This is a genomic window from Lapillicoccus jejuensis, assembly GCF_006715055.1.
In the GTDB taxonomy this organism is placed as follows: domain Bacteria; phylum Actinomycetota; class Actinomycetes; order Actinomycetales; family Dermatophilaceae; genus Lapillicoccus; species Lapillicoccus jejuensis.
The window spans coordinates 2,047,062-2,073,395 of sequence record NZ_VFMN01000001.1; the positions used below are offsets into that span (position 1 = coordinate 2,047,062).

26 protein-coding genes are annotated in these 26,334 nt (G+C 73.0%); 21 read left to right on the forward strand and 5 right to left on the reverse strand.

The features are described 5' to 3' along the window. Window positions 1–29: 29 nt before the first annotated feature. Entirely contained in the window at window positions 30–458 is a 429-nt protein-coding gene (locus tag FB458_RS09760; RefSeq protein WP_211355999.1) for a Fur family transcriptional regulator, read from the reverse strand. A 117-nt stretch (window positions 459–575) separates the two neighbouring features. Between FB458_RS09760 and FB458_RS09765 the strand changes: the two genes are divergently transcribed. Continuing rightward, window positions 576–1,319, forward strand: coding sequence for a phosphoglyceromutase (locus FB458_RS09765; RefSeq protein ID WP_141848325.1), 744 nt, complete (start codon window positions 576–578; stop codon window positions 1,317–1,319). A gap of 67 nt (window positions 1,320–1,386) precedes the next feature. Here the strand turns inward: FB458_RS09765 and phoU are convergent, their stop codons facing one another. Then, complete coding sequence (phoU, locus tag FB458_RS09770; RefSeq protein WP_141848326.1) at window positions 1,387–2,085, reverse strand: phosphate signaling complex protein PhoU; 699 nt, start codon at window positions 2,083–2,085, stop codon at window positions 1,387–1,389. Window positions 2,086–2,256: 171 nt separating this feature from the next. On the opposite strand from phoU, the gene FB458_RS09775 reads away from it, so the two are divergent. Both FB458_RS09775 and FB458_RS09780 read left to right on the forward strand, forming a co-directional pair. Further along, window positions 2,257–3,507, forward strand: a complete 1,251-nt coding sequence (locus FB458_RS09775; RefSeq protein ID WP_211356000.1) for a sensor histidine kinase — start codon at window positions 2,257–2,259, stop codon at window positions 3,505–3,507. After that, window positions 3,504–4,187 carry a response regulator transcription factor gene (locus FB458_RS09780; RefSeq protein WP_141848327.1) on the forward strand — a complete coding sequence of 228 codons (684 nt, stop codon included), beginning with the start codon at window positions 3,504–3,506 and terminating at the stop codon, window positions 4,185–4,187. Before FB458_RS09775 ends, FB458_RS09780 begins: the two co-directional genes overlap by 4 nt. A 134-nt stretch (window positions 4,188–4,321) precedes the next feature. Here the strand turns inward: FB458_RS09780 and FB458_RS09785 are convergent, their stop codons facing one another. Beyond that, window positions 4,322–4,966: a hypothetical protein gene (locus FB458_RS09785; RefSeq protein WP_141848328.1), complete on the reverse strand. Its 645-nt coding sequence runs from the start codon at window positions 4,964–4,966 to the stop codon at window positions 4,322–4,324. Between the two features lie 272 nt (window positions 4,967–5,238). Between FB458_RS09785 and FB458_RS09790 the strand changes: the two genes are divergently transcribed. The 15 genes from FB458_RS09790 to FB458_RS09860 all read left to right on the forward strand — a co-directional run bounded on the left by FB458_RS09790 (window position 5,239) and on the right by FB458_RS09860 (window position 19,162). Next, entirely contained in the window at window positions 5,239–5,721 is a 483-nt protein-coding gene (locus tag FB458_RS09790) for a CarD family transcriptional regulator (RefSeq protein WP_141848329.1), read from the forward strand. Beyond that, window positions 5,721–6,452, forward strand: coding sequence for a 2-C-methyl-D-erythritol 4-phosphate cytidylyltransferase (ispD, locus tag FB458_RS09795; protein WP_141848330.1), 732 nt, complete (start codon window positions 5,721–5,723; stop codon window positions 6,450–6,452). Before FB458_RS09790 ends, ispD begins: the two co-directional genes overlap by 1 nt. An 84-nt stretch (window positions 6,453–6,536) precedes the next feature. Beyond that, a complete protein-coding gene (locus FB458_RS09800) occupies window positions 6,537–7,298 on the forward strand; it encodes an SDR family oxidoreductase (RefSeq protein WP_141848331.1) in 762 nt (253 codons plus the stop codon). Beyond that, window positions 7,291–7,794, forward strand: coding sequence for a 2-C-methyl-D-erythritol 2,4-cyclodiphosphate synthase (gene ispF / locus FB458_RS09805; RefSeq protein WP_141848332.1), 504 nt, complete (start codon window positions 7,291–7,293; stop codon window positions 7,792–7,794). The genes FB458_RS09800 and ispF overlap by 8 nt, the downstream gene beginning before the upstream one ends. Before the next feature lie 81 nt (window positions 7,795–7,875). Beyond that, window positions 7,876–8,958 carry an S-(hydroxymethyl)mycothiol dehydrogenase gene (locus FB458_RS09810; RefSeq protein ID WP_141848333.1) on the forward strand — a complete coding sequence of 361 codons (1,083 nt, stop codon included), beginning with the start codon at window positions 7,876–7,878 and terminating at the stop codon, window positions 8,956–8,958. Beyond that, window positions 8,955–9,626 carry an MBL fold metallo-hydrolase gene (locus tag FB458_RS09815; RefSeq protein ID WP_211356001.1) on the forward strand — a complete coding sequence of 224 codons (672 nt, stop codon included), beginning with the start codon at window positions 8,955–8,957 and terminating at the stop codon, window positions 9,624–9,626. Before FB458_RS09810 ends, FB458_RS09815 begins: the two co-directional genes overlap by 4 nt. 29 nt (window positions 9,627–9,655) lie before the next feature. Beyond that, on the forward strand, window positions 9,656–10,552 hold the full coding sequence (locus FB458_RS09820; protein ID WP_141848334.1) for an AAA family ATPase: 897 nt from the start codon (window positions 9,656–9,658) through the stop codon (window positions 10,550–10,552). A 1-nt stretch (window position 10,553) separates the two neighbouring features. Beyond that, the gene (locus FB458_RS09825) at window positions 10,554–11,963 is read left to right on the forward strand and encodes a vWA domain-containing protein (RefSeq protein ID WP_246061144.1); all 1,410 of its coding nucleotides are present in this window, start codon (window positions 10,554–10,556) and stop codon (window positions 11,961–11,963) included. 149 nt (window positions 11,964–12,112) lie between these two features. Then, the gene (locus FB458_RS09830) at window positions 12,113–13,699 is read left to right on the forward strand and encodes a carboxylesterase/lipase family protein (RefSeq protein WP_141848335.1); all 1,587 of its coding nucleotides are present in this window, start codon (window positions 12,113–12,115) and stop codon (window positions 13,697–13,699) included. Window positions 13,700–13,758: 59 nt separating this feature from the next. Then, entirely contained in the window at window positions 13,759–14,802 is a 1,044-nt protein-coding gene (locus FB458_RS09835) for an adenosine deaminase (RefSeq protein ID WP_141848336.1), read from the forward strand. Window positions 14,803–14,830: 28 nt separating this feature from the next. After that, complete coding sequence (locus FB458_RS09840; protein WP_141848337.1) at window positions 14,831–15,223, forward strand: PPOX class F420-dependent oxidoreductase; 393 nt, start codon at window positions 14,831–14,833, stop codon at window positions 15,221–15,223. A gap of 63 nt (window positions 15,224–15,286) precedes the next feature. Next, window positions 15,287–16,756: a cysteine--tRNA ligase gene (gene cysS, locus FB458_RS09845; RefSeq protein WP_141848338.1), complete on the forward strand. Its 1,470-nt coding sequence runs from the start codon at window positions 15,287–15,289 to the stop codon at window positions 16,754–16,756. Beyond that, window positions 16,756–17,730, forward strand: a complete 975-nt coding sequence (rlmB, locus tag FB458_RS09850) for a 23S rRNA (guanosine(2251)-2'-O)-methyltransferase RlmB (RefSeq protein WP_141848339.1) — start codon at window positions 16,756–16,758, stop codon at window positions 17,728–17,730. The genes cysS and rlmB overlap by 1 nt, the downstream gene beginning before the upstream one ends. A 72-nt stretch (window positions 17,731–17,802) precedes the next feature. Beyond that, window positions 17,803–18,672 carry a DUF929 family protein gene (locus FB458_RS09855; RefSeq protein WP_170185626.1) on the forward strand — a complete coding sequence of 290 codons (870 nt, stop codon included), beginning with the start codon at window positions 17,803–17,805 and terminating at the stop codon, window positions 18,670–18,672. A 13-nt stretch (window positions 18,673–18,685) separates the two neighbouring features. After that, window positions 18,686–19,162, forward strand: coding sequence for a vitamin K epoxide reductase family protein (locus FB458_RS09860; RefSeq protein WP_141848341.1), 477 nt, complete (start codon window positions 18,686–18,688; stop codon window positions 19,160–19,162). Between the two features lie 271 nt (window positions 19,163–19,433). Here the strand turns inward: FB458_RS09860 and FB458_RS09865 are convergent, their stop codons facing one another. Together FB458_RS09865 and FB458_RS09870 are read right to left on the reverse strand one after the other, a co-directional pair. Then, entirely contained in the window at window positions 19,434–20,690 is a 1,257-nt protein-coding gene (locus tag FB458_RS09865; protein WP_141848342.1) for a DUF4032 domain-containing protein, read from the reverse strand. A 68-nt stretch (window positions 20,691–20,758) separates the two neighbouring features. Then, window positions 20,759–21,862, reverse strand: coding sequence for an ABC transporter ATP-binding protein (locus FB458_RS09870; protein ID WP_141848343.1), 1,104 nt, complete (start codon window positions 21,860–21,862; stop codon window positions 20,759–20,761). Window positions 21,863–22,039: 177 nt separating this feature from the next. Here FB458_RS09870 and FB458_RS09875 point away from each other — a divergent pair, with 177 nt between their 5' ends. The 3 genes from FB458_RS09875 to FB458_RS09885 all read left to right on the forward strand — a co-directional run bounded on the left by FB458_RS09875 (window position 22,040) and on the right by FB458_RS09885 (window position 26,334). Continuing rightward, entirely contained in the window at window positions 22,040–23,038 is a 999-nt protein-coding gene (locus FB458_RS09875; RefSeq protein WP_141848344.1) for a cation diffusion facilitator family transporter, read from the forward strand. Window positions 23,039–23,271: 233 nt separating this feature from the next. Next, the gene (locus tag FB458_RS09880; protein ID WP_141848345.1) at window positions 23,272–24,600 is read left to right on the forward strand and encodes a sugar ABC transporter substrate-binding protein; all 1,329 of its coding nucleotides are present in this window, start codon (window positions 23,272–23,274) and stop codon (window positions 24,598–24,600) included. A 117-nt stretch (window positions 24,601–24,717) separates the two neighbouring features. Next, window positions 24,718–26,334 carry an ABC transporter permease subunit gene (locus FB458_RS09885; protein ID WP_141848346.1) on the forward strand — a complete coding sequence of 539 codons (1,617 nt, stop codon included), beginning with the start codon at window positions 24,718–24,720 and terminating at the stop codon, window positions 26,332–26,334.

A 26,334-nucleotide genomic window follows, 5' to 3' on the forward strand; every position in this document is an offset into this window, starting at 1 on the left:
CGGCGTCGTGGGGCCGGGGGCGGCGCCGCTCAGGGGGCGGCGCCCCGGCACGCGGGGCAGGTACCCCAGAAGAGGACCTCGGCCTCGTCGACGACGAAGCCGTGGTCGGTGGACGGGGTGAGGCAGGGGGCCTCGCCGACGGCGCAGTCGACGTCGGCGATGGTGCCGCAGCGCCGGCAGACGACGTGGTGGTGGTTGTCGCCGACCCGGACCTCGTAGCGCGCGACCGAGCCGAGCGGCTGGATCCGGCGCACGAGACCGGCGTCGGTGAGGACGCGCAGGACGTCGTACACCGCCTGGTGCGAGACCTGCCCGAGCTCGCCGCGGACCTCGGCGATGACCGACTCGGTGTCGGCGTGCGCCCGGCGCCGCAGGACCTCGAGGACGGCGACCCGGGGTCGGGTCACGCGCAGGTCCGCCTGCCGCAGCAGGGTGACGACCTCGGTCTCGGGGGGCACGTCTCCACCCTTCCCCGTGAACTTGAACGAGTCAAGTCTCGAGGGGGTCAGGATTCCGTACGGAGTGCCTGTGAGACACCCGGGGCGCGTCCGGGAGGGCGCACTAGGGTGACGCGCATGACCTCCACCCTCGTCCTGCTCCGCCACGGCGAGAGCGTCTGGAACGCCAAGAACCTCTTCACCGGCTGGGTCGACGTCGACCTGTCCGACACGGGCCGCAGCGAGGCCGTCGCCGGCGGCCGGATGCTCGCCGACGCGGGCGTGCTGCCCGACGTCGTGCACACCTCGGTGCTGCGCCGGGCGATCACCACCGCCCACCTCGCGCTCGACGCCGCCGACCGGCACTGGATCCCCGTCCGGCGCGACTGGCGGCTCAACGAGCGCCACTACGGCGACCTGCAGGGCAAGGACAAGAAGCAGACGATGGAGCAGTTCGGCGAGGAGCAGTTCATGCTCTGGCGTCGCTCCTACGACACCCCGCCGCCGCCCATCGCCGACGACAACGAGTACAGCCAGCAGGGCGACCCGCGCTACGCCCACCTCGGCGACCAGATGCCCCGCACGGAGTGCCTCAAGGACGTCGTCGCCCGACTGGTGCCCTACTGGGAGACCGAGATCCGGGCCGACCTCGAGGCCGGCCACACCGTCCTCGTCGCCGCCCACGGCAACTCGCTGCGCGCCCTGGTCAAGCACCTCGACGGGATCGGCGACGACGAGATCGCCGCGCTGAACATCCCCACCGGCATGCCGCTGGTCTACGAGCTCGACGACGACTTCACCCCCGTCACGAAGGGCGGGCGCTACCTCGACCCGGAGGCGGCCGCGACCGCCGCGGCGGCGGTCGCCAACCAGGGCCGCTGACGGCGGAACCGACGAGGGCTCCGTACGGCGCGCCGTACGGAGCCCTCGTCGGTCTCGCGGGGTGGGCTCAGCCGAGCAGCCGCGCCTCGCGGTCGTCCTCGACCGACTCGTGGTCGAGCTCCTCGCGCTGGAACTCGCCGGTGACGAGGAAGACGACGCGGCGCGCGACCGACACGGCGTGGTCGGCGAACCGCTCGTAGTACCGCCCCAGCAGGGTGAGGTCGACGATGGTCTCGGGCTCGTAGACACCGCGCTCGGCCAGCAGCGCCGCGAACAGCCGGCGGTGCAGCTCGTCCATGTCGTCGTCCTCGCGCTCGAGCTGCAGCGCGGCCTCGGTGTCCTTCGAGGCGATGACGGAGCCCGCTTTGGCGACGATCCGCTCGGCGACCTGCCCCATCTCGACGACCTGGCCGACGAGCGCCGCGGGGATCGCCTTCTCCGGGTAGCGCAGTCGGGCGACCTTGGCGACGTGGCGGGCGAGGTCGCCCATGCGCTCCAGGTCGCTGCTCATCCGCATCGAGGTGACGACGATGCGCAGGTCGGTGGCCACCGGCTGCTGACGGGCGAGGAGGTCGATCGACAGGGCGTCGAGCTTCTCCCGGATGGCGTCGAGCTCGTCGTCGGCGGCGATGACGCTCTCGGCGAGGTGGACGTCGGCGTCGATGAGCGCCGTCGTGGCCCGCGCCATGGCCGACCCGGCCAGCCGGGTCATCTCGACGAGCTGGTCGGTGATGGTGTCGAGGTCCTCGTGGAAGGCGTCGCGCATGTCGTGGGCATCCTCAGGGTGGTGGGGGTCGTCCGAGTGCGATCGGCTGCGACGGTGGCAGTCCCCGGTGAACGGCTGGCACAGATCAGGTGAACATCATGCCCGGACCCCCTCACGGGGTCGTCCCGGACGCGCGCGGCGGGTGAGACTCGCACCCGTACGCTGAGGGACGTGACCCCTGCGGTAGCGGCGATCGGTGGTGTCCTCGTGGGCATCGCCGTCACCCTGCTCGTCGTGCTCGCGGACCGGGACCGCAGGCGAAGGGAGTCGCTCCGCATGGAGGGGACGTCGACGGCGTTGCCCGACGGGGTCGGGGACGTCCTCGCCGTGCTGCGCAGCAGCGGCGTCGTCGTCGACGCCTCGGACGCCGTCGAGACGTACTCACCGAGCGCCGAGTCCTCGGGGCTCGTGCGCGGCGGTGAGCTCGCGCACCCGGAGCTGCTCGAGATGGCGCGGGCGGTGCGCCGCGACCACCGCATCCGCGAGGCCGAGCTCGAGCTGCGCCGCGGGCCGCTGGGGGAGCCGTCCTTCGTCGTGCACGCGCGGGTCGCCCCGCTCGGTGCGGCGCACGTCCTGCTGCTCGTCGAGGACCGGACGCAGGCCCGCCGCGTCGAGGAGGTGCGCCGCGACTTCGTCGCCAACGTCTCGCACGAGCTGAAGACCCCGGTCGGCGGTCTGGCCCTGCTCTCCGAGGCGGTGCTCGACGCGCACGACGACCCGGAGGCGGTCGCCCGCTTCGCCCGGCGCATGCAGGTCGAGTCGACGCGGCTGACCCGGCTGGTCAAGGAGATCGTCGACCTCTCGCGGCTCCAGGCGGCGGACACGCTGACCGATCCCCAGCTCGTCGACCTCGTCCCCGTCGCGCGCGAGGCCGTCGACGCCGTCCGGGTCACGGCCGAGGACAAGCGGATCGCGCTCGTCGTCGTCTCCGACTGCGGCGACCACCAGGTGTGGGGCGACCACGACCTGCTCGTCACCGCCGTGCGCAACCTCGTCGGCAACGCGGTCGCGTACTCCGAGAGCGGGACCCGCGTGACCGTGCGCGTGGCCGCCGGCGACGACCTGGTCACCGTCGCGGTGACCGACCAGGGTCTCGGCATCCCGGCCGCCGAGCGCGAACGCATCTTCGAGCGCTTCTACCGCGTCGACGGGGCCCGCTCGCGGCAGACCGGCGGGACAGGCCTGGGGCTCGCGATCGTCAAGCACGTCAGCAGCAACCACGGCGGCGACGTCGCCGTGTGGAGCGAGCCCGGGCAGGGCTCGACGTTCACCGTGCGGCTGCCCGCCGCGATCGGCGGGCGCGCGCCCGAGCCGTCGGCGTCGTCCGAGACGCCCGCCGACCCTGACCACCCCGAGCCGCCCCCGGCGGCGACCCACCCCGCCCGGTCCGTCGTGGCCGCGCCGACCACCGAGGTGCCATGAGCCGCATCCTGCTCGTCGAGGACGAGGAGTCGTACTCCGACCCGCTGTCCTACCTGCTGCGCAAGGAGGGGTACGAGGTCGCGGTGGCCGGGACGGGCCCCGACGGGCTGGCCGAGTACGATCAGAACGGCGCCGACCTCGTGCTGCTCGACCTCATGCTCCCGGGGCTGTCCGGCATCGACGTCTGCCGCGCGCTGCGCCACCGCTCCGCCGTCCCGATCATCATGCTGACGGCCAAGGACAGCGAGATCGACAAGGTCGTCGGCCTGGAGATCGGCGCCGACGACTACGTGACGAAGCCGTACTCCTCGCGCGAGCTGCTCGCCCGGGTCAAGGCGGTGCTCCGGCGGCTGGCCGAGCCCGAGGACCTCCTGCCCGCGACGCTGGAGGCCGGACCGGTGCGCATGGACGTCGAGCGCCACGTCGTCACCGTCGACGGCCGCACGACGTCGTTGCCGCTCAAGGAGTTCGAGCTGCTCGAGATCCTCCTGCGCAACGCCGGCCGGGTGCTCACGAGGATGCAGCTCATCGACCGGGTCTGGGGGAGCGACTACGTCGGCGACACCAAGACCCTCGACGTCCACGTCAAGCGCCTGCGCGCCAAGATCGAGCCCGACCCCGGCCGGCCGCAGCACATCATCACCGTGCGCGGGTTGGGCTACAAGTTCGAGGCCGTCTGACCGTCGCGGAACTACTGCGAAGCCGGGACGTCGAGGTCCCGGTCCCGCAGCAGTCGGGATCCGAGGGGGACGTCGAGGTCCCGGTCCCGCAGCAGTCCGTATTCCGGCGGCAACGTAACGGACGGGCTCGGGGGTCAGCCGGCGGAGGTCGTCGCCGAGGTCGTGGCGGCGGGGCCGGTCGTCTCCGACGGGGTCTCGCTGCTGGTGGCCGTGCTGGTGGACGTGCTCGTGCCCGACTCGATGCCGTCGGGGGTCTCGCCCGGGGTCGGGGTGACCGTCGAGTAGTAGAGGTCCGGGGGCAGGACGGGGACCTGGGCGACGACGTCGCCGGCGCCGGTGGACATCACCAGGCCCGTGAGCGCCCCGGGGGCCGCGGCGACCGACTTGATCTCGATGCCGGTGATGTCCCGCTGCTCACGGGGGCCGAGGTCGACCTTGCCGGCGGTGGCGCCGGTGCCGTCACCCGAGTCGGTCGCGAAGGTGACCGTCACGTCGTCGGTGCCGAGGTTGACGAGGTTGCCCGACAGCACCCCGGCCTCGCCCTTGGCCTTCGTGACGATGAGCAGGTTGCGCGCGTCGACCTGGCCGCTGGAGACGGCGATGCCGTCGGCCGGCTGGTAGGGCACGAGGGTCTGGGTGGGCGACTTCACCGTGCAGGCCCCGAGCAGCGTCAGCGAGCCCGCGGCCCCGGCGGCGAGCACCAGCGAGCCGAGGCGACGTCGGCGACGGGGAGCGACGGGGCGGGTGGGGGCAGCGGTGCGGAGCGCCGGTCGGGTCACACCAGCAGGGTACCGGTGGGCGCCCCCGGTGCCGCACCCGTCCCCGGCCGCGTCGCAGCGGCGGCGCCGACGCCCCCGGTCGGGGTGCGGCGGCGCCGTACCGCTGCGCGTGCGCACCCTCGCGTTGCACGCGGGGAGCGTCGTTGTCAAGGGTTCACATCGGGCGGATGCGACGCCGATAGGGCCTCTGACCTGCGCAAACAGCAGGCTCCGACTCGCTCCACAGGTCTATCCCGTGGTATTCTGGGGGTCGCGAAAGGGGAAAACACCACATGGTTTTCAAGGTCGGCGAGACGGTCGTGTACCCCCACCATGGGGCGGCACTGATCGAAGAGATGAAGACCCGCACGATCAAGGGCGAGGACAAGCTCTACCTGAAGCTCAAGGTCGCTCAGGGCGACCTGACCATCGAGGTCCCGGCAGAGAACTGCGATCTGGTCGGCGTGCGAGACGTCGTCGGCCAGGAGGGTCTCGACCGCGTCTTCGAGGTGCTGCGGGCTCCGCACACCGAGGAGCCGACGAACTGGTCGCGGCGCTACAAGGCCAACCTCGAGAAGCTGGCCTCGGGCGACGTCATCAAGGTGGCCGAGGTCGTGCGCGACCTGTGGCGCCGTGAGAAGGACCGGGGCCTGTCGGCCGGCGAGAAGCGCATGCTCGCCAAGGCCCGTCAGATCCTGGTCAGCGAGCTCGCGCTCGCGGAGAAGACCAACGAGGACAAGGCCGAGGCCATCCTCGACGAGGTCCTCGCGTCCTGATCGACACCACGCACACCGCAGCGCCGCCTCCCGGCCCCCGGGGGGCGGCGCTTCGCGTCGCCGTCGTCGTCGTCGCCGCGGGTTCCGGCTCACGGCTCGGCGCGGAGGTCCCCAAGGCGTTCGTCCGGCTCGCCGATCGGCCCCTGCTCGCCCACGCGCTGGAGCGGGCGGGGCGGTGCCCGGGCCTGGTGCGGGTCGTCGTCGTCGCACCCGCCTCCCACGTCGCGGACGCCCTCGCGCTCACGGCGGGGGTCACCGTGCCGACGCAGGTCGTGGCCGGCGGCGCCGAGCGCTCGGACTCCGTCGCCGCCGGGCTGGCCGCCGCGGGGGACGACGTCGACGCGGTCCTCGTGCACGACGCGGCCCGGGCGCTCGCCCCGCCGTCGCTGTTCGCGGCCGTCGTGGCGGCGCTCGCCGAGGGGCACCCGGCGGTCGTGCCGGGGCTGCCGGTGGTCGACACGGTCAAGGAGGTCGACAAGCACGGGGTCGTCGTCGCCACCCCGGACCGCTCGCGGTTGCGCGCCGTCCAGACGCCGCAGGGCTTCGACCGCGCGGTGCTCGCCCGGGCCCACGCGGACGCCCCGCCCGGGGCGACCGACGACGCCGCCCTCGTCGAGCGGCTCGGGCTCCCGGTCGTCGTCGTCCCCGGCGACCCGCTGGCCGAGAAGGTCACCACCCCGCGCGACCTCGCGGTCGCCCACGCCGTCCTCGCCGGCGCCGGGCCCCGCTGAGGCCGGACGGACGCCGTACGGCGCCGGTGGTTGGATGAGTCCGGCGGCCGCGCCGCCGACCCGACCCAGCAGGAGGAGCCGAGCATGCCCGTCGCACTCGTCACGGGAGGGGGCTCCGGCATCGGGGCCGCGACCGCCGCCGCGCTGGCGCGGGACGGCCACGAGGTGGTCCTCGCCGGACGCCGCGCCGACCGCCTCGAGCAGGTCGCGGCCGGGCTGCCGGGCGCCCGCACCCTGGTCCTCGACGTCACCGACGCCGACGCCGTCACCCGGGCCGTCGCGGAGCTCGGCGACGTCGACGTCCTCGTCAACAACGCGGGCGGCGCCTTCGGCATGGACACCGTCGAGCACGGCCGCGCCGAGGACTGGCGGGCGATGTTCGAGGTCAACACGATCGGCGCGCTGCTCGTCACGCAGGCCCTCCTGCCGGCGCTGCGCCGCTCGCCGCACGGCACGATCGTCAACATCACCTCGACCGCCGGGTTCATCACCTACGAGGGCGGCGGTGGCTACACCGCGGCCAAGCACGCGGAGACCGCGCTCACCGAGACGCTGCGGCTCGAGCTGAGCGGGAGCCAGGTGCGCGTCGTCGAGGTCTGCCCCGGGATGGTGCGCACCGACGAGTTCTCCACGACCCGGTTCCGCGGCGACGAGGAGCGCGCGGCCAAGGTCTACGAGGGCGTCGACCGGCCGCTCGTCGCCGAGGACGTCGCCGAGTGCGTCGCCTTCTGCGTCCGGCTGCCGCAGCACGTCAACATCGACCGGCTCGTCGTCAAGCCCGTCGCCCAGGCGGCCCAGCACAAGGTGTGGCGCGAGCCCCTGCCCTGGGACGGGGAGCGTGGCTGACCGGCCGCCGTACGGCGTCCCGCGGGTGGGGGTGGGGGTCGACGTCCACGCCCTCGCGCCCGAGGGGTCGGACCGGCCGCTGTGGGTCGCCGGGCTGCACTGGCCGGACGAGCGCGGGCTCGACGGGCACTCCGACGCCGACGTCGCCGCGCACGCCTGCTGCGACGCGCTGTTCTCCGCCGCCGGGATCGGGGACCTCGGCGCGCACTTCGGCACCGCCCGACCAGAGTGGGCCGGTGCCTCCGGCGTCGCGCTGCTGGCCGAGGCGGCCCGGCTCGTGCGCGGGGCCGGCTTCGTCGTCGGCAACGTCGCCGTCCAGGTCGTCGGCAACCGGCCCAAGATCGGGACCCGTCGGGCCGAGGCCGAGGCCGCGCTGTCCGCCGCCGCCGGCGGGCCGGTGTCGGTGAGCGGGACGACCACCGACGGGCTGGGGCTCACCGGCCGGGGCGACGGCGTCGCCGCCGTCGCCACCGCCCTCCTGCTGCCCGCCGGCTGACGCGACCCGGCGTGCGCGGCGCCGTAGGGGCGTCGTCCGGGAGGGTGGAGCGGCGGGTCGCCGGCGTGATGTGCTGGACCCATGCCGCAGACCGTCTCCGCCGTCATCGCCCGCGCCAAGGGCGCCCCCGTCGAGCTCGTCGACATCGTCGTCCCCGACCCGGGACCGGGCGAGGCCGTCGTCGCCGTCGAGGCGTGCGGCGTCTGCCACACCGACCTGCACTACCGCGAGGGCGGCATCAACGACGAGTACCCGTTCCTGCTCGGGCACGAGGCCGCCGGCCGCGTCGAGGCCGTCGGCGAGGGCGTCACCCAGGTCGCGCCGGGCGACTTCGTCGTCCTCAACTGGCGCGCCGTGTGCGGTGAGTGCCGCGCCTGCGCCAAGGGGCAGCCGCAGTACTGCTTCGCGACGCACAACGCCACGCAGAAGATGACGCTCACCGACGGCACCGAGCTGTCGCCGGCGCTGGGGATCGGCGCGTTCGCCGAGAAGACGCTCGTCGCCGCGGGCCAGTGCACCAAGGTCGACGAGGTCGACGCCCGCGCGGCCGGGCTGCTCGGCTGCGGCGTGATGGCCGGGTTCGGTGCGGCGGTCAACACCGGTGCGGTGCAGCGCGGCGAGACGGTCGCGGTCATCGGCTGCGGCGGCGTCGGCTGCGCCGCCGTCGCGGGCGCGGTCGTCGCCGGCGCGACGACCGTCATCGCCGTCGACCTCGACCCGCGCAAGCTCGAGTGGGCCGAGGGCTTCGGCGCCACGCACACCGTCGACGCCAGCAGCGAGGACGTCGTCGAGCGGATCCGCGAGCTCACCGGCGGGTTCGGCGCCGACGTCGTGGTCGAGGCGGTCGGCCGTCCGGAGACCTACGAGCAGGCGTTCTACGCGCGCGACCTCGCCGGTCGCGTCGTCCTCGTCGGGGTGCCCACCCCGGACAAGGAGGTGACCCTGCCGATGATCGAGATCTTCGGCCGCGGCGGGTCGCTGAAGTCCAGCTGGTACGGCGACTGCCTCCCCTCGCGCGACTTCCCGATGCTCGTCGACCTGTACCAGCAGGGGCGGTTCGACCTCGACGCGTTCGTCACCGAGACGATCGGGCTCGGCGACGTCGAGGCGGCGTTCGCCAAGATGCACGACGGCACCGTCCTGCGCTCGGTGGTCCGGCTGTGACGGACCCGTCGCAGGCCGCCGCCGGGCTCGGCCGGTCCGCGGGCGGGGTGCGCGTCGAGCACGCCGTCACCGCCGGCACGTTCAGCCTCGACGGCGGCACCTGGGACGTCGAGAACAACGTCTGGGTGATCGGTGACGACGAGGAGTGCGTCGTCGTCGACGCCCCGCACGACGCCGGGCCGATCCTCGAGCTCGTCGGCTCGCGCACGGTGAAGGCGATCCTGCTCACCCACGCGCACGACGACCACGTCACGGTGGCCCGCGACCTCGTCACGGCGACCGGGGCGACGGCGTACCTGCACCCGGACGACGGAGCGGTGTGGCAGCTGAGCCAGGACGGCGACCCCGGCGGGGACCTGCACGACGGCGACCTCGTCGGCGTCGGCGACGTCGAGCTCCAGGTGCTGCACACCCCCGGCCACTCGCCCGGCGCGTGCTGCTTCCACGTCCCCGAGCTCGGCGTAGTCCTCACCGGCGACACGCTCTTCGCCGGCGGGCCGGGCGCGACCGGCCGCTCGTTCAGCGACTTCCCGACGATCGTCGACTCGATCCGCCGCCGCCTGCTCACCCTCCCGCCGCAGACCGTCGTCCTCACCGGGCACGGCGACGCGACGACGGTCGGCGACGAGGCCCCGCACGTCCAGGAGTGGCTCGACCGCGGTCACTGACGCCGAGGTCGACAGGTGAGGATGGGGACATGACGACCGCACCCGCGTCCGGCACGACCTTCGCCTCCGTCGACGACGTCGTCACCCGGCTGGCCGCGGTCGGCTACCTCGCGTCGGAGTCGGTCGCGACGACCGTCTACCTCGCCGCCGTCCTCGGCAAGCCGCTGCTCGTCGAGGGGCCGGCGGGCACCGGCAAGACCGACCTGGCCCGCGCCGTCGCCGAGGCCACCGGGGCGGGCCTCGTGCGGCTGCAGTGCTACGAGGGCGTCGACGAGGCCCGCGCCCTCTACGAGTGGAACCACGCCAAGCAGCTGCTGCGGATCACCGCCGGCCGCGACGAGTCCTGGGACGCCGCCCGGACCGACGTCTTCTCCGAGGAGTTCCTCCTCGAGCGGCCGCTGCTCACCGCGATCCGGCGCGAGGAGCCCACGGTCCTGCTCGTCGACGAGACCGACAAGGCCGACGTCGAGGTGGAGGGGCTGCTGCTCGAGGTCCTCGGCGACTTCCAGGTCACGGTGCCCGAGCTCGGGACGATCCGTGCGCGGCAGCGCCCGTTCGTCGTCCTCACCTCGAACGCGACGCGTGAGCTGACCGAGGCGCTGCGCCGGCGCTGCCTGTTCCTGCACCTCGACGTCCCCGAGCCGGCGCTCGAGGAGGACATCGTCCGGCTGCACGTCCCCGGCATCGACGAGGCGCTGACGACGTCGGTCGTGCGGGTGGTCGCCGCGCTGCGGGGTCTGCCGCTGAAGAAGGCGCCGTCGGTCTCCGAGACGATCGACTGGGCCCGCACCCTGCTCGCCCTCGGTGCCGACCGGCTCGACGCGCGGACCGTCGAGGAGACCCTCGGCGTCGTCCTCAAGCACCAGGAGGACGTCGTCCGCGCCCGCGCCGGTCTCGACCTCGACACCCTCGCCCGACGGGCCTGAGGTGCCGGTCGCGGCGGACGTCACCCACGGGACCCCGTACGGCGCCCCGTCCGACGGCCTGCCCGCGCGCCTCGTCGCGATGGTGGGAGCGTTGCGCGACAAGGGGATCCCGTGCGGCACGAGCGAGACCGTCGACGCCGCCCGGGTGGCGCAGGTGCTCGGGCTCGACGACCGCGGCCGGCTGCGCGAGGGGCTGGCCGCCGCCCTGGTGCGGCGCGGCGGGCAGCGCGCGGTGTTCGATGCCGTCTTCGACCTCTACTTCCCGGCCGGCGTCGGCGCGACGCAGGGCACCCGCGACGGCGAGGACGACCTGCCGGCCGACCCCGACGACCGGGTCGAGCGGTTGCGCGAGGAGCTGCGCGACGCGCTGGTCGCCCGCGACGCGGCCGCCCTCGAGGCGCTCGCCGAGCGGGCCGTGGACGCCCTGGGCCGGGTCGGCGGGGAGGGCAACCGCTCGTTCTCGGCCCTGCAGACGCTCGAGCGGCTGCGTCCGCAGACCCTCGTCGCGGCGGTGGTGCAGGAGCGGGGCGACGACGGCGACCTCGGCGACCGGCTGGTCCGCGACGAGGTGCGCCGCGACGTCGAGCGGCTGAAGGCCCTGGTCGCGGCGGCCGCGCGCCGACGGGCCGCCGAGCTGCGCGGCCGCGAGCGGATGGCGACGTACGCCGTCCCGGACCCGGCCGAGCGGCAGGACTTCCTCACGACGAACCTCGCGCAGTTCGCCGCGCTGCGGGCCGCGGTCCGCCCGCTGTCGCGCAAGCTCGCGACCCGGCTGGCCGCGCGCCGCCGTGCGGCCCGCCGGGGCGAGGTCGACGTGCGGCGGACGCTGCGCCGGTCGATGTCGACCGGCGGCGTCCCGATCCGCCTGGTGCACAAGCGTCCTCGGCCCTCACGACCCGAGCTCGTGCTGCTCTGCGACGTCTCCGGGAGCGTCGCCGGGTTCTCCGGCTTCACGATGCTGCTCGTCCGCGCGCTCGCCGACCAGTTCACCCGGGTGCGCGTCCTCGCCTTCGTCAACGTCACCGACGAGGTGACGATGCTCGTGCAGGAGGGCCGCCCCGACCTCGTCACCGCCATCCAGCGCGAGGCCCGGGTCACCGGCTGGCACGGCAGCAGCGACTACGGCGAGGCGCTCGCCGACGTCGCCGAGTCCTACCTGGACGCCATCGGCCCGCGCACCGCCGTGCTCGTCCTCGGCGACGGCCGGAACAACTACGGCGACCCGAACCTCGCTGCGCTGCAGCGGATCCGGGACCGGTCGCGACGCACCTTCTGGCTCAACCCCGAGCCGCGTGGCCGCTGGGGGAGCGGCGACTCGTGCGCCGACGAGTACGCCACCGTCGTCGAGATGCACGAGTGCCGCACCATCGAGCAGCTCTCCCGCTTCATCACCCACCTCCTGCCGGTGTGACACCTCACTTGTTGCCACTTTCCGCCCGGCGCCGGAAGGGACCGAGCAACACCTGACGCGCGAAAAGTGGCAACAAGTGGGGTTCCGGGTTGCCGACCCGGGTGGGCGGGGCCATGGTGCAGGGACGCGACGAGGCGAAGGAGCCTGCGATGAGCCGACGACGGTGGTGGACCCGGGCGGTCCCGGCCCTGACCCTGCTGGTGGCGGGAGGGCTCGTGACGCCGGCCCTCGCGGCCCCGGCCCAGGCGGCGCCCGGAGCGCCGCCGGTGGTGCGCACCGGGCAGGGCACGCTGCAGGGCGCGCTCGTCGACGGGGTCGACGACTTCCTCGGGGTGCCGTACGCCGCCCCGCCGACCGGCGCCCGTCGCTGGCAGCCCCCGGCGCCGGCGCCGACGTGGAGCGGCTCCCGCGAGGCGACGTCGTACGGACCCCGGTGTGCGGCCCTGGCCAGCAGCAACGGCGCCCGGTCCGACTCCGAGGACTGCCTCTACCTCAACGTCTACCGCCCGCACGGGGCGACCGCGTCGTCGGCGCTGCCCGTCTACCTCTTCATCCACGGCGGGGGCCTGGTCAACGGCAGCTCGAACCAGGCCGGCGGCGAGCAGTTCGCCCGCGAGACCGGCGCCGTCGTCGTCTCGATCAACTACCGACTCGGTGTCTTCGGCTTCCTCGGCCTCGCCGGGCTCTCCTCGCGCGGCGAGGGGAACTACGGGTTCCTCGACCAGCAGGCCGCGCTGCGCTGGGTCCAGCGCGAGATCGGCGCGTTCGGCGGCGACAGCGGCCGGGTCACCGTCGGCGGCGAGTCGGCGGGTGGCTTCTCGGTCTGCGGGCACCTGGTGGCGCAGTCCTCGCGCGGTCTCTTCGCCCGGGCGATGATGCAGTCGGGCGGCTGCCCGAGCCGCCCGGTCGCCGCGACCGAGAAGGACAGCCGCACGTTCGCCGCGACGGCGGGGTGCACGACCGACCGGGTCGCGTGCCTGCGCACCGCCTCGGCCGCGGCCCTGCTCGACGCGAGCACGGGGTTCTCGCCGACCCTCACCACGGGCGTCGCGCCGTTCCCCGTGCCGCTGGTGACCGCGGTCGAGCGCGGTGACGTCGCCCGGGTGCCGATGGTCGTCGGCTCCAACCGCGACGAGGGTCGCACCTTCTTCACGAACCTCATCGGCGGGAGCCGCGCCGACTACGTCGCCTTCGTCCGCGGTCTGTACGGCGCCTCGGCGGACGCCGTCCTCGCCCGCTACCCGTGGCCGGCGCGGTCCGACCGCTTCACCGCGGCGTACCTCGCGAGCGACGTGGCCACCGACTCCGGGATCCTCGCCGGGATCGGCGGCTGCGGCACCCTCGCCACGGCGAGCGCCTTCGACCGCGTCAACCCCGTGTGGATGTACGAGTTCGACGCCCGACGCGGGCCCGGCCTCACGCCGATCCCCGGCTACGTCTGGGGCGCCGGGCACGCGGCCGAGCTGGCCTACCTCTTCCCGAGCTTCGACAACGGCACCCCGATCGCGCCGACCTTCGACTCGGGGGAGCGGCAGCTCTCGCGCGACATGACGGCGTACTGGGGCGCGTTCGTCACCACCGGCACCCCGCAGGCGACGAACCGGGCCCTGTGGCCCGGGCTCGCTGACGGCTCGGTGCTGTCGCTGCGCCCGGGTGGTCGCAGCACCGCCATCGGGGTCGACGCCTACCGCGCCGAGCACCGCTGCGACTTCTGGGCGTCGCTCGGCCGCGCCTGACGGGGACCCGCCGACGACCGGCGGGACGGGCGGGGCGCGGCCCCACTAGCGTTCGACGGATGAGCACCACCGCGCCCCGCCCCGACCTCGCCGCGTTCGTCGCCGGCCTGCCCAAGGCCGAGCTGCACGTCCACCACGTCGGGTCCGCGTCCCCCGCCATCGTCGCCGAGCTCGCCGCCCGCCACGAGGGCAGCAGCCCCGTGCCCGCCGACCCCGAGCGGCTCGCCGACTACTTCACCTTCACCGACTTCGCGCACTTCGTCGAGGTCTACCTCTCCGTCGTCGACCTCATCCGCACCCCCGAGGACGTGCACGCGCTCACCCTCGGGGTCGGCCGCGACATGGCGGCGCAGCGGATCCGCTACGCCGAGCTGACCCTGTCGCCCTACACCTCGATCATCCGCGGGATCGACGCCGCCGACTTCACCGGCGCCGTCGAGGACGCCCGCCGCACCATCGAGGCCGAGGGCGGACCGGTCCTGCGCTGGGTCGTCGACATCCCCGGCGAGTCCGGGCTCGACGCCGCCGAGGTGACGCTCGACTACGCGCTGCACCGCGCACCCGAGACGCTCGTGGCGTTCGGTCTCGGCGGGCCGGAGATCGGCGTCCCCCGACCCCAGTTCCAGCCGCACTTCGACGCCGCCCGCGCGGCCGGGCTGCACAGCGTCCCGCACTCGGGGGAGTCGACCGGACCCGAGACCGTGTGGGACGCCGTGCGGCTGCTCGGCGCCGAGCGGGTCGGCCACGGCATCACCTCGGCCCAGGACCCGGCGCTGCTGGCGCACCTCGCCGAGCACGGCATCGCGCTCGAGATCTGCCCGACGTCCAACGTGCGCACCCGCTCGGTGCCGTCGCTGGAGGAGCACCCGCTGCCCGTCATCGCCGCGGCCGGCGTGCCGTTCAGCATCGCCAGCGACGACCCGCCGATGTTCGGCACCGACCTCGGCCACGAGTACCTCGTCGCCGCCGACCTGCTCGGTCTCGACGAGACCGGTGTCGCCGACCTGGCCCGGGACGCCGTACGGCAGTCGTTCCTCGACGACGCCGGGAAGGCGTCGTTGCTGGCCGAGATCGACGCGTACGCCGGCAGCGGCGAGGCATAGCCGCGCGCCGGCCGGCGTTGCGACCGGCATGACCACGACGCTCCCCGAGCCCGCCCGTGCCGTCCTCGACGCCCCCGAGCAGATCACCGTCGCCACCATCGAGCCCGACGGCCGACCGCAGCTGAGCCCGGTGTGGGCCAAGCGCGACGGCGACGACATCCTCTTCTCCACCGTCCGCGGCCGCCGCAAGACCGACAACCTCGAGCGCGACCCGCGCGTCTCCGTCGTCGTCTGGCCCAAGGACGACCCGTACTCCTACCTCGAGGTCCGCGGCACCGCGACGGTCACGGACGACCCGGGCGGCTCGCTCATCCAGGAGCTCTCGCGGAAGTACACCGGCGGCCCGTACACCGCCGACGCCCCGGACACCCCTCGCGTCGTCGTCCGCATCACCCCCGACAAGGTGCACTGGCGCGGCTGACCGGCCGCCGGCCGGACGACGGCGCGGCGGGCGGCCCCCCGCCGCGCCGGTAGCCTTGGGTGGGTGAGCCTCCGCCTGTACGACACCGCCGCGCGCGAGCTGCGCGACTTCGAGCCCCTGCGGCCCGGCACGGTGGGCATCTACATCTGCGGGCTCACGACGCAGGGCGCCCCGCACATCGGGCACGTCCGCTTCGCGGTCGCCTTCGACGTCCTGCGTCGCTGGCTGCAGACCGGTCACGGCTACGACGTCACGGTCGTGCGCAACGTCACCGACATCGACGACAAGATCCTGCGCAAGTCGGCCGAGGCCGGCGAGGACTGGTTCGCCCTGTCCTACCGCAACGAGCGGGCCACGAGCGAGGCGCTCGACCTGCTGGGGGTCCTGCCGGCGACGTACGAGCCGCGCGCGACCGGGCACGTCCCCGAGATGGTCGAGCTCATCGACACCCTCGTCGAGAAGGGGCACGCCTACCCGGCGCCCGACGGCACCGGCGACGTCTACTTCGACGTCGGCTCCTGGGGGGAGTACGGCGCCCTCAGCCACCAGTCGCCCGACGACATGGCCGCCGCCGAGGACGCCGACCCGCGCGGCAAGAAGGACCCGCGCGACTTCGCCCTCTGGAAGGGCCGCAAGGCCGACGAGCCGGAGTCCGCGTCCTGGCCGACGCCGTACGGACGCGGTCGCCCGGGCTGGCACCTGGAGTGCTCCGCGATGGCGCGCAAGTACCTCGGCGACACCTTCGACATCCACGGCGGCGGCATCGACCTGCGCTTCCCGCACCACGAGAACGAGCAGGCGCAGAGCCACGCGGCCGGCCTCGGCTTCGCGCGCTACTGGCTGCACAACGCGTGGGTGACGGTGCGCGGGCAGAAGATGGGCAAGTCGCTCGGCAACGCGCTCGAGGTGCGTCGCGTGGTCGACGTCGAGTCGCCGCTCGCCGTGCGGTACTACCTCACCGCCGCGCACTACCGCTCGCAGATCGAGTACCACGAGGGGTCGCTGCACGAGGCCGCCGCGAGCGTCGAGCGGATCGCCGGGTTCCTCGACCGGGCCGAGCGGGTCCGCCCGCTCGACGGAGTCGTCGGCGACCTGCCGGACGCCTTCCGCGACGCGATGGACGACGACCTCAACGTCTCCGGTGCGCTCGCCGTCGTCCACGACACCGTCCGCGCCGGCAACACCGCGCTCGACGACGGGGACGACGAGGGCGTCACCGCCGCGGCCGCCGCCGTCGTCGCGATGACCGAGGTACTGGGTGTCAACCCGCTCTCCCCGGTCTGGCGGCGCGAGCGGCCCGGTGCGTCCTCCGACGTCGACGACGTCCTCGACGCGCTCGTCCGCGAGCGCCTCGAGGCCCGCCAGACGGCCCGCGCCGCGCGCGACTTCGCCGCCGCCGACGCCATCCGCGACCAGCTCACCGCCCTCGGCATCGCCATCGAGGACACCGCGTCCGGCGCCCGCTGGAGCCTCGTCCGACGCCCGTCGGCCGCCGTCGACACCACCGACCACCCCTCGACCCCGGAGATCTGATGCCCGGCAACTCCCAGCGCCGCGGCGCGATCCGCAAGAACGCCAAGGGCGCGACCGTCGGCTCCGGCGGTCAGCGTCGTCGTGGGCTCGAGGGCAAGGGCCCGACGCCGAAGGCGGTCGACCGCGAGTACCACCCCGCGGCCAAGCGCGCCCGCAAGGCCGCCGGCCCGGGCCGGGCCGGCGCCCGCTCGGGAGGCCCCGCCCGGGGCGCGGCCCGCAAGGGCAAGGCGTCCAGCGAGGTCGTCGCCGGGCGCAACTCGGTCGTCGAGGCGCTGCGCGCCGGGGTCCCCGTGACGACGATGTACGTCGCCTCGCGGATCGACGCCGACGACCGCGTCCGCGAGGCGCTCAAGGCCGCCGGCGAGCGCGGCCTGCCCATCCTCGAGACCCCGCGCGGCGAGCTCGACCGGATCACCGACGGCGCCGTCCACCAGGGGCTGGCGCTGCAGGTGCCGCCGTACGACTACGCGGAGGTCGCCGACCTGCTCGACCCGCAGGCGCCGGGCATCCCGCTCGTGGTCGCCCTCGACGGCGTCACGGACCCCCGCAACCTCGGCGCCGTCGTCCGCTCGGTCGCCGCCTTCGGCGGCCACGGCGTCCTCGTGCCGGAGCGCCGCTCGGCCGGGATGACGGCCAGCGCGTGGAAGACGTCGGCCGGGGCCGCCGCGCGCATCCCCGTGGCCCGGGCGACGAACCTCACCCGCGCGCTGCAGGAGCTGCAGAAGGCCGGCTTCTTCGTCCTCGGCCTCGACATGGAGGGAGACGTCGACCTGCCCGGGCTCGCGCTCGCGACCGAACCGGTGGTCGTCGTCGTCGGCTCGGAGGGGAAGGGCCTGTCGCGGCTCGTCGCCGAGACCTGCGACCAGATCGTCTCCATCCCGATGAGCTCGGCGGTCGAGTCGCTGAACGCCGGCGTCGCCGCGGGCGTCACCCTCTACGAGATCGCACGGCAGCGGGCTGCCACGGGTCGATGAAGTAGCGTGACCCCCGGCTCGGGACGCCCGTCAGACACCCCGAGCCGACCCAGTCCTCGAAGGAGACCCCCGGTGGCCAAGAGCGCGCGGCAGAACAACGCCCAGCTCCAGAAGATCCGCGCCGAGCAGAAGGCGGCCGAGCGCCGCCGGAGCCTGATCATCGCCGGCTCGGCGACGGTGGTCGTGCTCGCCATCGTCGCGGCGGTCATCATCTTCGCGGTCAACGCCCCCAAGGCCCCGCAGACCGCGGCGGCGACCTCGGGCACGGCGTCCGAGACGGTCGTCAAGGACCTCACCACCATCCCGGCCAGCGCGTTCGACACCGTCGGCGCCGGGTCGGCGCAGGGCACCGTGGTCAAGGACGTCAGCGGCGGGTCGGTCGTGGAGAAGGACGGCAAGCCGCGTCTGATCTACGTCGGCGCCGAGTACTGCCCCTACTGCGCGAGCGAGCGCTGGTCCCTGGTCACCGCCCTCTCGCGCTTCGGCACCTGGTCGGGCCTCGACTACGCCGTGTCCTCGGACACCGACCAGCCGGCCAGCATCCCCACGCTGAGCCTCAAGGACGCCAAGTTCACCAGCGACTACCTCAGCTTCGAGTCCTACGAGGCGCAGGACCGCAACGGCAAGCCGCTGCAGGCCGTGCCGGACGACGTGCAGAAGATCGAGCAGTCGACGGGCACGACGGGCATCCCGTTCGTCTGGTTCGCCGGCAAGGCCTACCAGTCCGGGGCCCTCTACGACGGCACGGTGCTCCAGGGCCTCTCCCAGGAGAAGATCGCCGCCCAGGTGAAGGACCCCTCCACCGCCATCTCCAAGGGCGTGCTCGGCGGCGCCAACCTCACGACCGCGCGGCTGTGCCAGCTGACCGGCAACAAGCCCGCCGACGTCTGCACCTCGTCCGGCGTCACCAAGGCGGCGGCCGCGCTGCAGTCGGGCTCCTGAGGGCTGCCGCGCCATGGCGACCACGCACGACGCCGTACGCCGCCCCGCGGTGCGCCACCCCCGGTGGCTCCCCCCGGTGTCGCTCGGGCTGTCGGTCCTCGGGCTGCTCTTCGCGCTCTACCTCAGCTACGAGCACCTGACGCAGAACGCGACGCTCGCCTGCGCGGAGAACTCGACCATCAACTGCGCCAAGGTGACCGAGAGCCAGTGGAGCTCGTTCCTCGGCATCCCGGTCGCCTACCTCGGCGTGCTCTTCTTCGTCTCGATGATCGCGCTGACCCTGCCCGCGACCTACCGTCGCTCGACCCGAGCCGTCGACCTCGTGCGGGTCGCCTGGTGCGCCGTCGGACTGGTGTTCGCGCTCTACCTCGTCTTCGCCGAGCTCTACCACATCAAGGCGATCTGCCTGTGGTGCACCGGGGTCCACGTCATCACCCTGGTCCTGCTGCTGACCCTCATCTTCGGGTCGCTGCTCACCGAACGCGACTGACCCCGTACGGCGGACTGCTGCGCGTCCGGGACGTCGCCGTCACCTCCGACATCGGACTGCTGCGCTTTCGGGACGTCGACGTCATCTCCGACATCGGACTGCTGCGCTTTCGGGACGTCGACGTCACCCCCGACATCGGACTGCTGCGCCTCCGGGACGTCGACGTCACCCCGTACGGCGGACTGTTGCGCCCGCGGGACGTCCCGCCCCCGCAGCAATCCGGGGTGGGGGAGGGACGTCGAGGTCCCGTTCCCTCAGCAGTCCGGACCGGTCAGTCGAGGTCGACCTCGCCGTTGGCGAGGACGGGCATCTCGACGGTGTCGACACCGAGCACCGACTGCTCGTCGGGCTTGGCGGGCAGCACGGTGCGCAGGTAGTCGTCGACGGCGTCCTTGACGGTGACGTCCCGGCCGGCCCGCTCGGACATGTACCACCGGTGCTCGAGGACCTCGTGGAAGACCTCGGCGGGCTCGAGCTTGCCGGCCAGCTCGCGCGGCACGGCGCGCACCGTCGGCTCGTAGACGCGGGCCAGCCAGTCGTGGGCGACGATCTCCTCGTCGTCGTTCTGCCGGTCGGTCGCGGCCTGGAACGAGTCGAGGTCGTTGAGCAGGCGGCGGGCCTGGTTCTCCTCGACGTCGAGGCCGGTCAGGCGCAGCAGGCGCCGCGAGTGGTGGCCGGCGTCGACGACCTTGGGCTGGATCGAGATCGTCGTGCCGTCGAGGTCGGTCGACATGGCCAGCTCGTCGACGTCGAACCCCAGCTCGTTGAGGCGGCGGATCCGCTCCTCCACGCGCCACCGGTCGCCGCGCTCGAAGCGCTCGGTCTCGGTCAGCTCGGCCCACAGCGAGGTGTAGCGCTCGACGATCTGGTTCGACACCTCGATCGGGTCGGCCCGCTCCTCGAGCAGCCCGCCCGCCTCGAGGTCCATCAGCTCGCCGGCGATGTTGACCCGGGCGATGTCGAGGTCGTGCTCGCGCTGGCCGTCGGTGAGCGACGCGTGCAGCTCGCCGGTCTCGGCGTCGACGAGGTAAGCGGCGAAGGCACCGGCATCGCGGCGGAAGAGGGTGTTGGACAGCGACACGTCCCCCCACCAGAAGCCCGTGAGGTGCAGCCGCACGAGCAGGACGGCGAGGGCGTCGACGAGCCGGTCGGCGGTGTCGGGCCGCAGCGTCTGGCTGTAGAGCGCGCGGTACGGCAACGAGTACTGCAGGTGGCGGGTGATGAGGCAGGCGTCCAGCGGCTCGCCGTCCGCGCCGATGCGCCCCGTGACGACGCCGAACGGCTCCACCGACGGCACCTCGAGCCGGCCGAGGTTGCGCAGCATCTCGTACTCGCGCCGCGCCAGCTCGGCCTTGATCTCCTTGATGGCGATGACCCGGCCCTGGAAGCGCACGAAGCGCACGACGTGCCGCGAGATGCCGCGGGGGAGAGCGGCGAGGACCTCCGAGGGCCAGTCCTCCAGGGGGACCGACCACGGCAGGTCGAGCAGGGCCGGCGCGGGTCGCGCCGTGGTGAAGTCGAGCGCCACCTCGGCATCCTCGCAGACGACGACGCCTCCCCGGGGAGACCCGGGGAGGCGTCGTACGGGAGCGGGGCTCAGGCGCCGATGCGGGCGCCGGAGTCGCTGTTGAAGACGTGGAGGTGACCCTCGCTGGGCACGAGGTGCACCGTCGAGCCCTTCTCCGGGGGGCGCCGGCCGTCGACACGGGCGATGAAGGGCTTGACCGACTCTTCGTTGTCGCCGGAGGGGATGGCCTGCTTCTCGCTCGTCGTGCCGTAGATGTACGCGTCGGCGCCGAGCTCCTCGACGACGTCGACGGTGACGGCGAGCCCGCCGCTCTCCGACAGGGTCATGTCCTCGGGGCGGACCCCGACGGTGACGGTCTGGCCGGCCTTGGCGAGGTCATCGCGGGAGATCGGGACGATCGTGTCACCGAACTTCACGCCGCCCTCGGTGACCGGCACCTGGAGGAGGTTCATCGCCGGCGAGCCGATGAAGCCCGCGACGAAGACGTTGTTCGGGTGGTCGTACATGTTGCGCGGGGTGTCGCACTGCTGGAGCAGGCCGTCCTTGAGGACCGCGACCCGGTCGCCCATCGTCATGGCCTCGACCTGGTCGTGGGTGACGTAGACCGTGGTGACCCCGAGGCGGCGCTGCAGCGACGCGATCTGGGTGCGGGTCTGGACGCGCAGCTTGGCGTCGAGGTTCGACAGCGGCTCGTCCATGAGGAAGACCTGGGGCGAGCGGACGATCGCGCGGCCCATGGCGACGCGCTGGCGCTGGCCACCGGAGAGCGCCTTCGGCTTGCGCTCGAGGTAGGGCTCGAGGTCGAGGATCTTCGCGGCCTCCTTGACGCGCTTGCCGATCTCGTCCTTGGAGACGCCGGCGATCTTCAGCGCGAAGCCCATGTTGTCGGCGACCGACATGTGCGGGTAGAGCGCGTAGTTCTGGAAGACCATCGCCACGTCGCGGTCCTTCGGCGACAGGTTGGTCACGTCGCGATCGCCGATGAGGATGCGACCGGCGTTGACCTCCTCGAGCCCGGCGAGCATGCGCAGCGAGGTGGACTTGCCGCAGCCGGAGGGGCCGACGAGGACGAGGAACTCCCCGTCCGCGATCTCGATGTTGAGCTTGTCGACCGACGGGACGGGGTTGCCCGGGTACTGACGGGTGGCGTTGTCGAACGTCACGGTGGCCATGAGCCATCTCCTTCACCGGCAGGAACGTGCCGGACGATCCGTTGTAAAGGCGGGAACCGGGCGTCGTCGCCCGGCCCCCGCATCATGCACGACATCGCCCGGACCCGCCAGCACCTGGCGCGGACCGGACACCCGGCCCGCGGGACGCCGGCGGGCCCGCCTGGGTAGAACTGTCAGGTGACGTCCAGCGACCTCGACGCGACCCTCTCCCACCAGCGCCCCGGCACGACGGCCGACGGCGAGCAGTCGGGCGGGGAGAGCGTCCTCACCGTCGTCGTCGCCCTGGTCGCCAACGGGCTCATCGCCCTGGCCAAGTCGGCGGCCGCCCTCCTGAGCGGGTCCGCGTCGATGGTCGCCGAGGCCGCGCACTCCTGGGCCGACACCGGCAACGAGGTCTTCCTCCTGCTCGCCGAGCGGCGCGGCAGCCGCCCCCGCGACGCCTCCCACCCGCGCGGCTACGGCCGCGACACCTACGTGTGGTCGCTCTTCGCCGCCTTCGGCCTCTTCATGGTCGGTGCCGCCGTCTCGATCCAGCACGGCGTGCAGAGCCTGACGAGCGAGGTCGAGGAGACCGACTACCTGCTCAACTACGTGGTCCTCGGCGTCGCCTTCGTCCTCGAGGGGATCTCGTTCGTCCAGGCGCTGCGCCAGACCCGCGGCAACGCCCGCCGCACCGGCCTGCACCCGCTCTCCTACATCAACCGCACCTCCAACCCGACGCTGCGCGCGGTCTTCGTCGAGGACTCCTCGGCGCTCGCCGGGCTCGTCCTCGCCGCCCTCGGCGTGCTGCTGCACGAGCTGACCGGCAACGCCGTCTGGGACGCGGTGGGGTCCATCGCGGTCGGCGTGCTGCTCGGGGTCGTCGCCATCTTCCTCATCCGGCGCAACCACCAGTTCCTCGTGGGGGAGGAGCTCGGTCCGGAGCAGCGCGAGCGCGTGCTCGAGACGCTGCTCGACCTGCCCGACGTCGACCGGGTGACCTACCTGCACCTCGAGTTCGTCGGCCCGCTGCGCTTCTTCGTCGTGGCCGCCGTCGACCTCACCGGCGACGACCCCGAGCACACCCTCGCGATCCGGTTGCGCGCGCTCGAGCGGCGCCTGGAGGAGCACTCGACCATCGAGGACGCCGTCCTCACCCTCTCGACCCCGGACGAGGTCTCGCTCGTCCCGCGGTGAAACCGCGGCGCCGGTGGCGCCCCGGATGACAGCGTTGACAGCGGCTGCCAGCCGCTGACGGCCGCGCACCGGCCCACACGACGCCGTACGGCGTGTCGTGCGGCGTGTCGTCGTCGAAGGTCACGACTTGGCCTGCAAGTTCTTGCAGGGACTGGCGCAGTCTTGCAAGAACTTGCTACGTTCCCGCCCGCCACGGCGACCGGGACGGTCGCGGGAGTTTCGAAGGAGAGACCATGCACAAACGTGCGTACGCCACCGTTGTTGCCGCATCCGGCGCGGTGGCCCTGCTCGTCTCGGGCTGCGGCGGGGGAGGCAGCTCCACCGGCGGCTCGACGGGCGCAGCGGCGCCGGCCACGACGTCGTCGACCACGACGACGGCCGCCGCGTCGCCGACCACGACCGGCGCGCCCAAGCGCGACGCCAACGCCGACCTCGTCATCTGGACCGACGCGGACCGCGCCCAGGCCGTGACGAAGTACGCGGACGCGTTCGGCCAGGAGAACGGCGTGACCGTCGCCGTCCAGATCTCGACCGACGTGCGCCAGCAGTTCAAGGACGCCACCAAGGTCGGCCAGGGCCCGGACGTCATCGTCGGCGCCCACGACTGGCTGGGTGAGCTCGTCCAGAACGCCACCGTGGCCCCGATCAACCTCTCGCCCGACGTCACCGCCAAGCTGGCTCCCAACGCCGTGGCGGCGACCAAGTTCAACGGGCAGACCTACGGCGTGCCCTACGCCGTCGAGAACATCGCGCTCATGCGCAACACGGCGCTCGCCCCCGACGCGCCGACGACGATGGACCAGCTGGTCGCCGAGGGCACGAAGATCAAGGACGCCTCCGGCGGCAAGGTCACCAACGTCCTCATCCAGCAGGTCGGCAAGACCGGCAACGCCTACTACTCCTACCCCTACCTGGCGGCGTACGGCGGCGGCATCTTCGCCACCAAGGCCAACGGCGACTACGACTCCACGAAGCTGCTCGTCGACAGCGCGGGCTCGCTCAAGGGCGCGGCCGAGCTGGCGAAGCTCGGCAAGTCGAAGGTCCTCAGCACCAACGTCGGCGACGACAACGCCGAGGCGCTGTTCGACGCGGGCAAGGCGCCGTTCTTCATCACCGGCCCGTGGGCGCAGACCAACGCCAAGAAGGCCGGCATCAAGTACGCCGTCAGCAACCTCCCGAGCCTCGCCGGCGGCGGCCCCATGGAGCCCTTCCTCGGCGTGCAGATGTTCTACGTCTCGGCCAAGGCCAAGAACCCGACCATCGCGCAGGAGTTCGTGACGAACTACGTGACCCGCGAGGACGTCCAGATGGCGCTCTTCGAGGCCACCGGCCGCCCGCCGGCCCTCACCACCGCCTACGAGAAGGCGGCCGCCGAGGACCCGATGGTCAAGGCGTTCTACGAGGCCGGCAAGAACGGCAAGCCGATGCCGAACATCCCGGCCATGAACTCCGTGTGGGGCCCGCTGGGGCAGGCCGCGGCCGACGTCATCTCCGGCGCCGACCCGACCTCCCGCTTCACCGCGGCCCAGAAGGAGATCGCGGCGAACATCGCCAAGGGCTGAGGCCCGCCGGGTCGGCCACCGCTCCCCACGAGCCCTCGTGGAGGAGCGGTGGCCGACCCACCCCCGGCCGCCTCGCGGCCACCCCGTCACCGTCGCCGGACCCGCGGAGATCACCCCATGAGCACCGACCTCAAGCCGACCACCCCCGTGGAGCAGGGCCCGCCCCCGCCCGCCCGCCCGCTGGGCCGCGGCACCGTCCGGGCCCCCCTGTGGGCGACCGTGACCAAGTGGGTGCTCATCGCCCTCGCCGTCCTGCTCGGGGCCTACCTCGTCCAGCGGGTCATCTCGGCCGGGTACGGCATCGGCGTCGTCGTCGTCGCGGTCGTCGTCATGGCGGTCGTCGCGGTCTACTCCACGCGTCGCGCCGTCCCGATGAAGTACCTGCTGCCGGGTCTCGTCCTGCTCCTCGCGCTGCAGGTCTGGCCGATCGTCTACACGGTCGCGACCGCGTTCACCAACTACGGCGACGGCCACGCGGTGAGCAAGGAGGAGGCGACCCGCTCGATCATCGCCAACTCGGTGCAGGAGGTCCCGGGCACGCCCCGCTACCGGATGAGCGTCGCCGTCCCGGCGGGGTCGAGCCCGGACACCGGCGACCTCGCGCTGCTGCTGACCGACCCCCAGGGCAAGAGCTACGTCGGGACGTCCAAGGGCCTGAAGGACCTGCCGTCCGACGGCGTGAGCAAGACCGTGACCGGCAAGATCACCGCGGCCAAGGGCTGGACCATCCTCACCGCGCGGCAGGTCAACGCCCGCAAGGACCTGGCGAACCTCGCCGTCCCGACGTCCGACGGTGGCGGGATCAAGCCGGTCGGCCTCAGCGAGGCCTTCGTCGGGAAGACGACGATCGTGTACGACGCCGCCAAGGACACCCTGACCAACACGACGACCGGCAAGGTCTACGTGCCGCGCAACGCCTTCTGGGTGCCGCAGGACGGCCAGGGCGACGCCTTCCCCACGGGGTGGAAGGAGAACGTGGGCCTCAAGAACTTCTCGACGCTGCTGACCAACGAGACGATCCGCGCCGGGTTCCTGTCGATCTTCGTCTGGAACGTCGTCTTCGCCGTCGTCTCCGTCGGCTCGACGTTCCTGCTCGGGATGCTCCTCGCGCTGCTCTTCGACGACAACCGGATCAAGGGCCGCAAGGTCTACCGCTCGATCCTCATCCTCCCGTACGCCATCCCCGGCTTCGTCACGGCGCTGCTGTGGCGCTCGATGTTCAACCAGGACTTCGGGCTGATCAACAACCTCACCGGCCTCGACGTCGACTGGCTCGGCAACCCGTGGGCGGCGAAGGCGGCGATCCTCCTGACCAACCTGTGGCTGGGCTTCCCGTACATGTTCCTCGTCTGCACCGGCGCCCTGCAGTCCATCCCCGGCGACGTCCGCGAGGCCGCCAAGATCGACGGCGCGTCCCCGTTCCGCACGCTGCGCTCGATCATCATGCCGCTGCTGCTCGTGGCCGTCGGGCCACTGCTCATCGCGTCGTTCGCCTTCAACTTCAACAACTTCGGGCTCATCTACCTGCTGACCAAGGGCGGCCCGTACGAGTCGGCCGACACCTCGATCGGCTCGAGCGACCTGCTCATCACCTACGCCTTCCGGCTCGCCTTCTCCGGCGTGACGCCGAACTACGGCCTCGCCTCGACGGTCTCGATCTTCATCTTCGTCATCGTCGCCCTCATGAGCTACGCCGGCTTCCGCCGCACCAAGAACCTGGAAGAGGTCAACTGA

Excerpts from the sequence above, each read along its gene's own strand:
- FB458_RS09765 (WP_141848325.1), top strand. The coding sequence starts at position 576 with ATGACCTCCACCCTCGTCCTGCTCCGCCACGGCGAGAGCGTCTGGAAC.
- phoU (WP_141848326.1), bottom strand. The coding sequence starts at position 2,085 with ATGCGCGACGCCTTCCACGAGGACCTCGACACCATCACCGACCAGCTC.
- FB458_RS09780 (WP_141848327.1), top strand. The coding sequence starts at position 3,504 with ATGAGCCGCATCCTGCTCGTCGAGGACGAGGAGTCGTACTCCGACCCG.
- FB458_RS09790 (WP_141848329.1), top strand. The coding sequence starts at position 5,239 with ATGGTTTTCAAGGTCGGCGAGACGGTCGTGTACCCCCACCATGGGGCG.
- FB458_RS09800 (WP_141848331.1), top strand. The coding sequence starts at position 6,537 with ATGCCCGTCGCACTCGTCACGGGAGGGGGCTCCGGCATCGGGGCCGCG.
- FB458_RS09810 (WP_141848333.1), top strand. The coding sequence starts at position 7,876 with ATGCCGCAGACCGTCTCCGCCGTCATCGCCCGCGCCAAGGGCGCCCCC.
- FB458_RS09820 (WP_141848334.1), top strand. The coding sequence starts at position 9,656 with ATGACGACCGCACCCGCGTCCGGCACGACCTTCGCCTCCGTCGACGAC.
- FB458_RS09830 (WP_141848335.1), top strand. The coding sequence starts at position 12,113 with ATGAGCCGACGACGGTGGTGGACCCGGGCGGTCCCGGCCCTGACCCTG.
- FB458_RS09835 (WP_141848336.1), top strand. The coding sequence starts at position 13,759 with ATGAGCACCACCGCGCCCCGCCCCGACCTCGCCGCGTTCGTCGCCGGC.
- FB458_RS09840 (WP_141848337.1), top strand. The coding sequence starts at position 14,831 with ATGACCACGACGCTCCCCGAGCCCGCCCGTGCCGTCCTCGACGCCCCC.
- rlmB (WP_141848339.1), top strand. The coding sequence starts at position 16,756 with ATGCCCGGCAACTCCCAGCGCCGCGGCGCGATCCGCAAGAACGCCAAG.
- FB458_RS09860 (WP_141848341.1), top strand. The coding sequence starts at position 18,686 with ATGGCGACCACGCACGACGCCGTACGCCGCCCCGCGGTGCGCCACCCC.
- FB458_RS09870 (WP_141848343.1), bottom strand. The coding sequence starts at position 21,862 with ATGGCCACCGTGACGTTCGACAACGCCACCCGTCAGTACCCGGGCAAC.
- FB458_RS09880 (WP_141848345.1), top strand. The coding sequence starts at position 23,272 with ATGCACAAACGTGCGTACGCCACCGTTGTTGCCGCATCCGGCGCGGTG.
- FB458_RS09885 (WP_141848346.1), top strand. The coding sequence starts at position 24,718 with ATGAGCACCGACCTCAAGCCGACCACCCCCGTGGAGCAGGGCCCGCCC.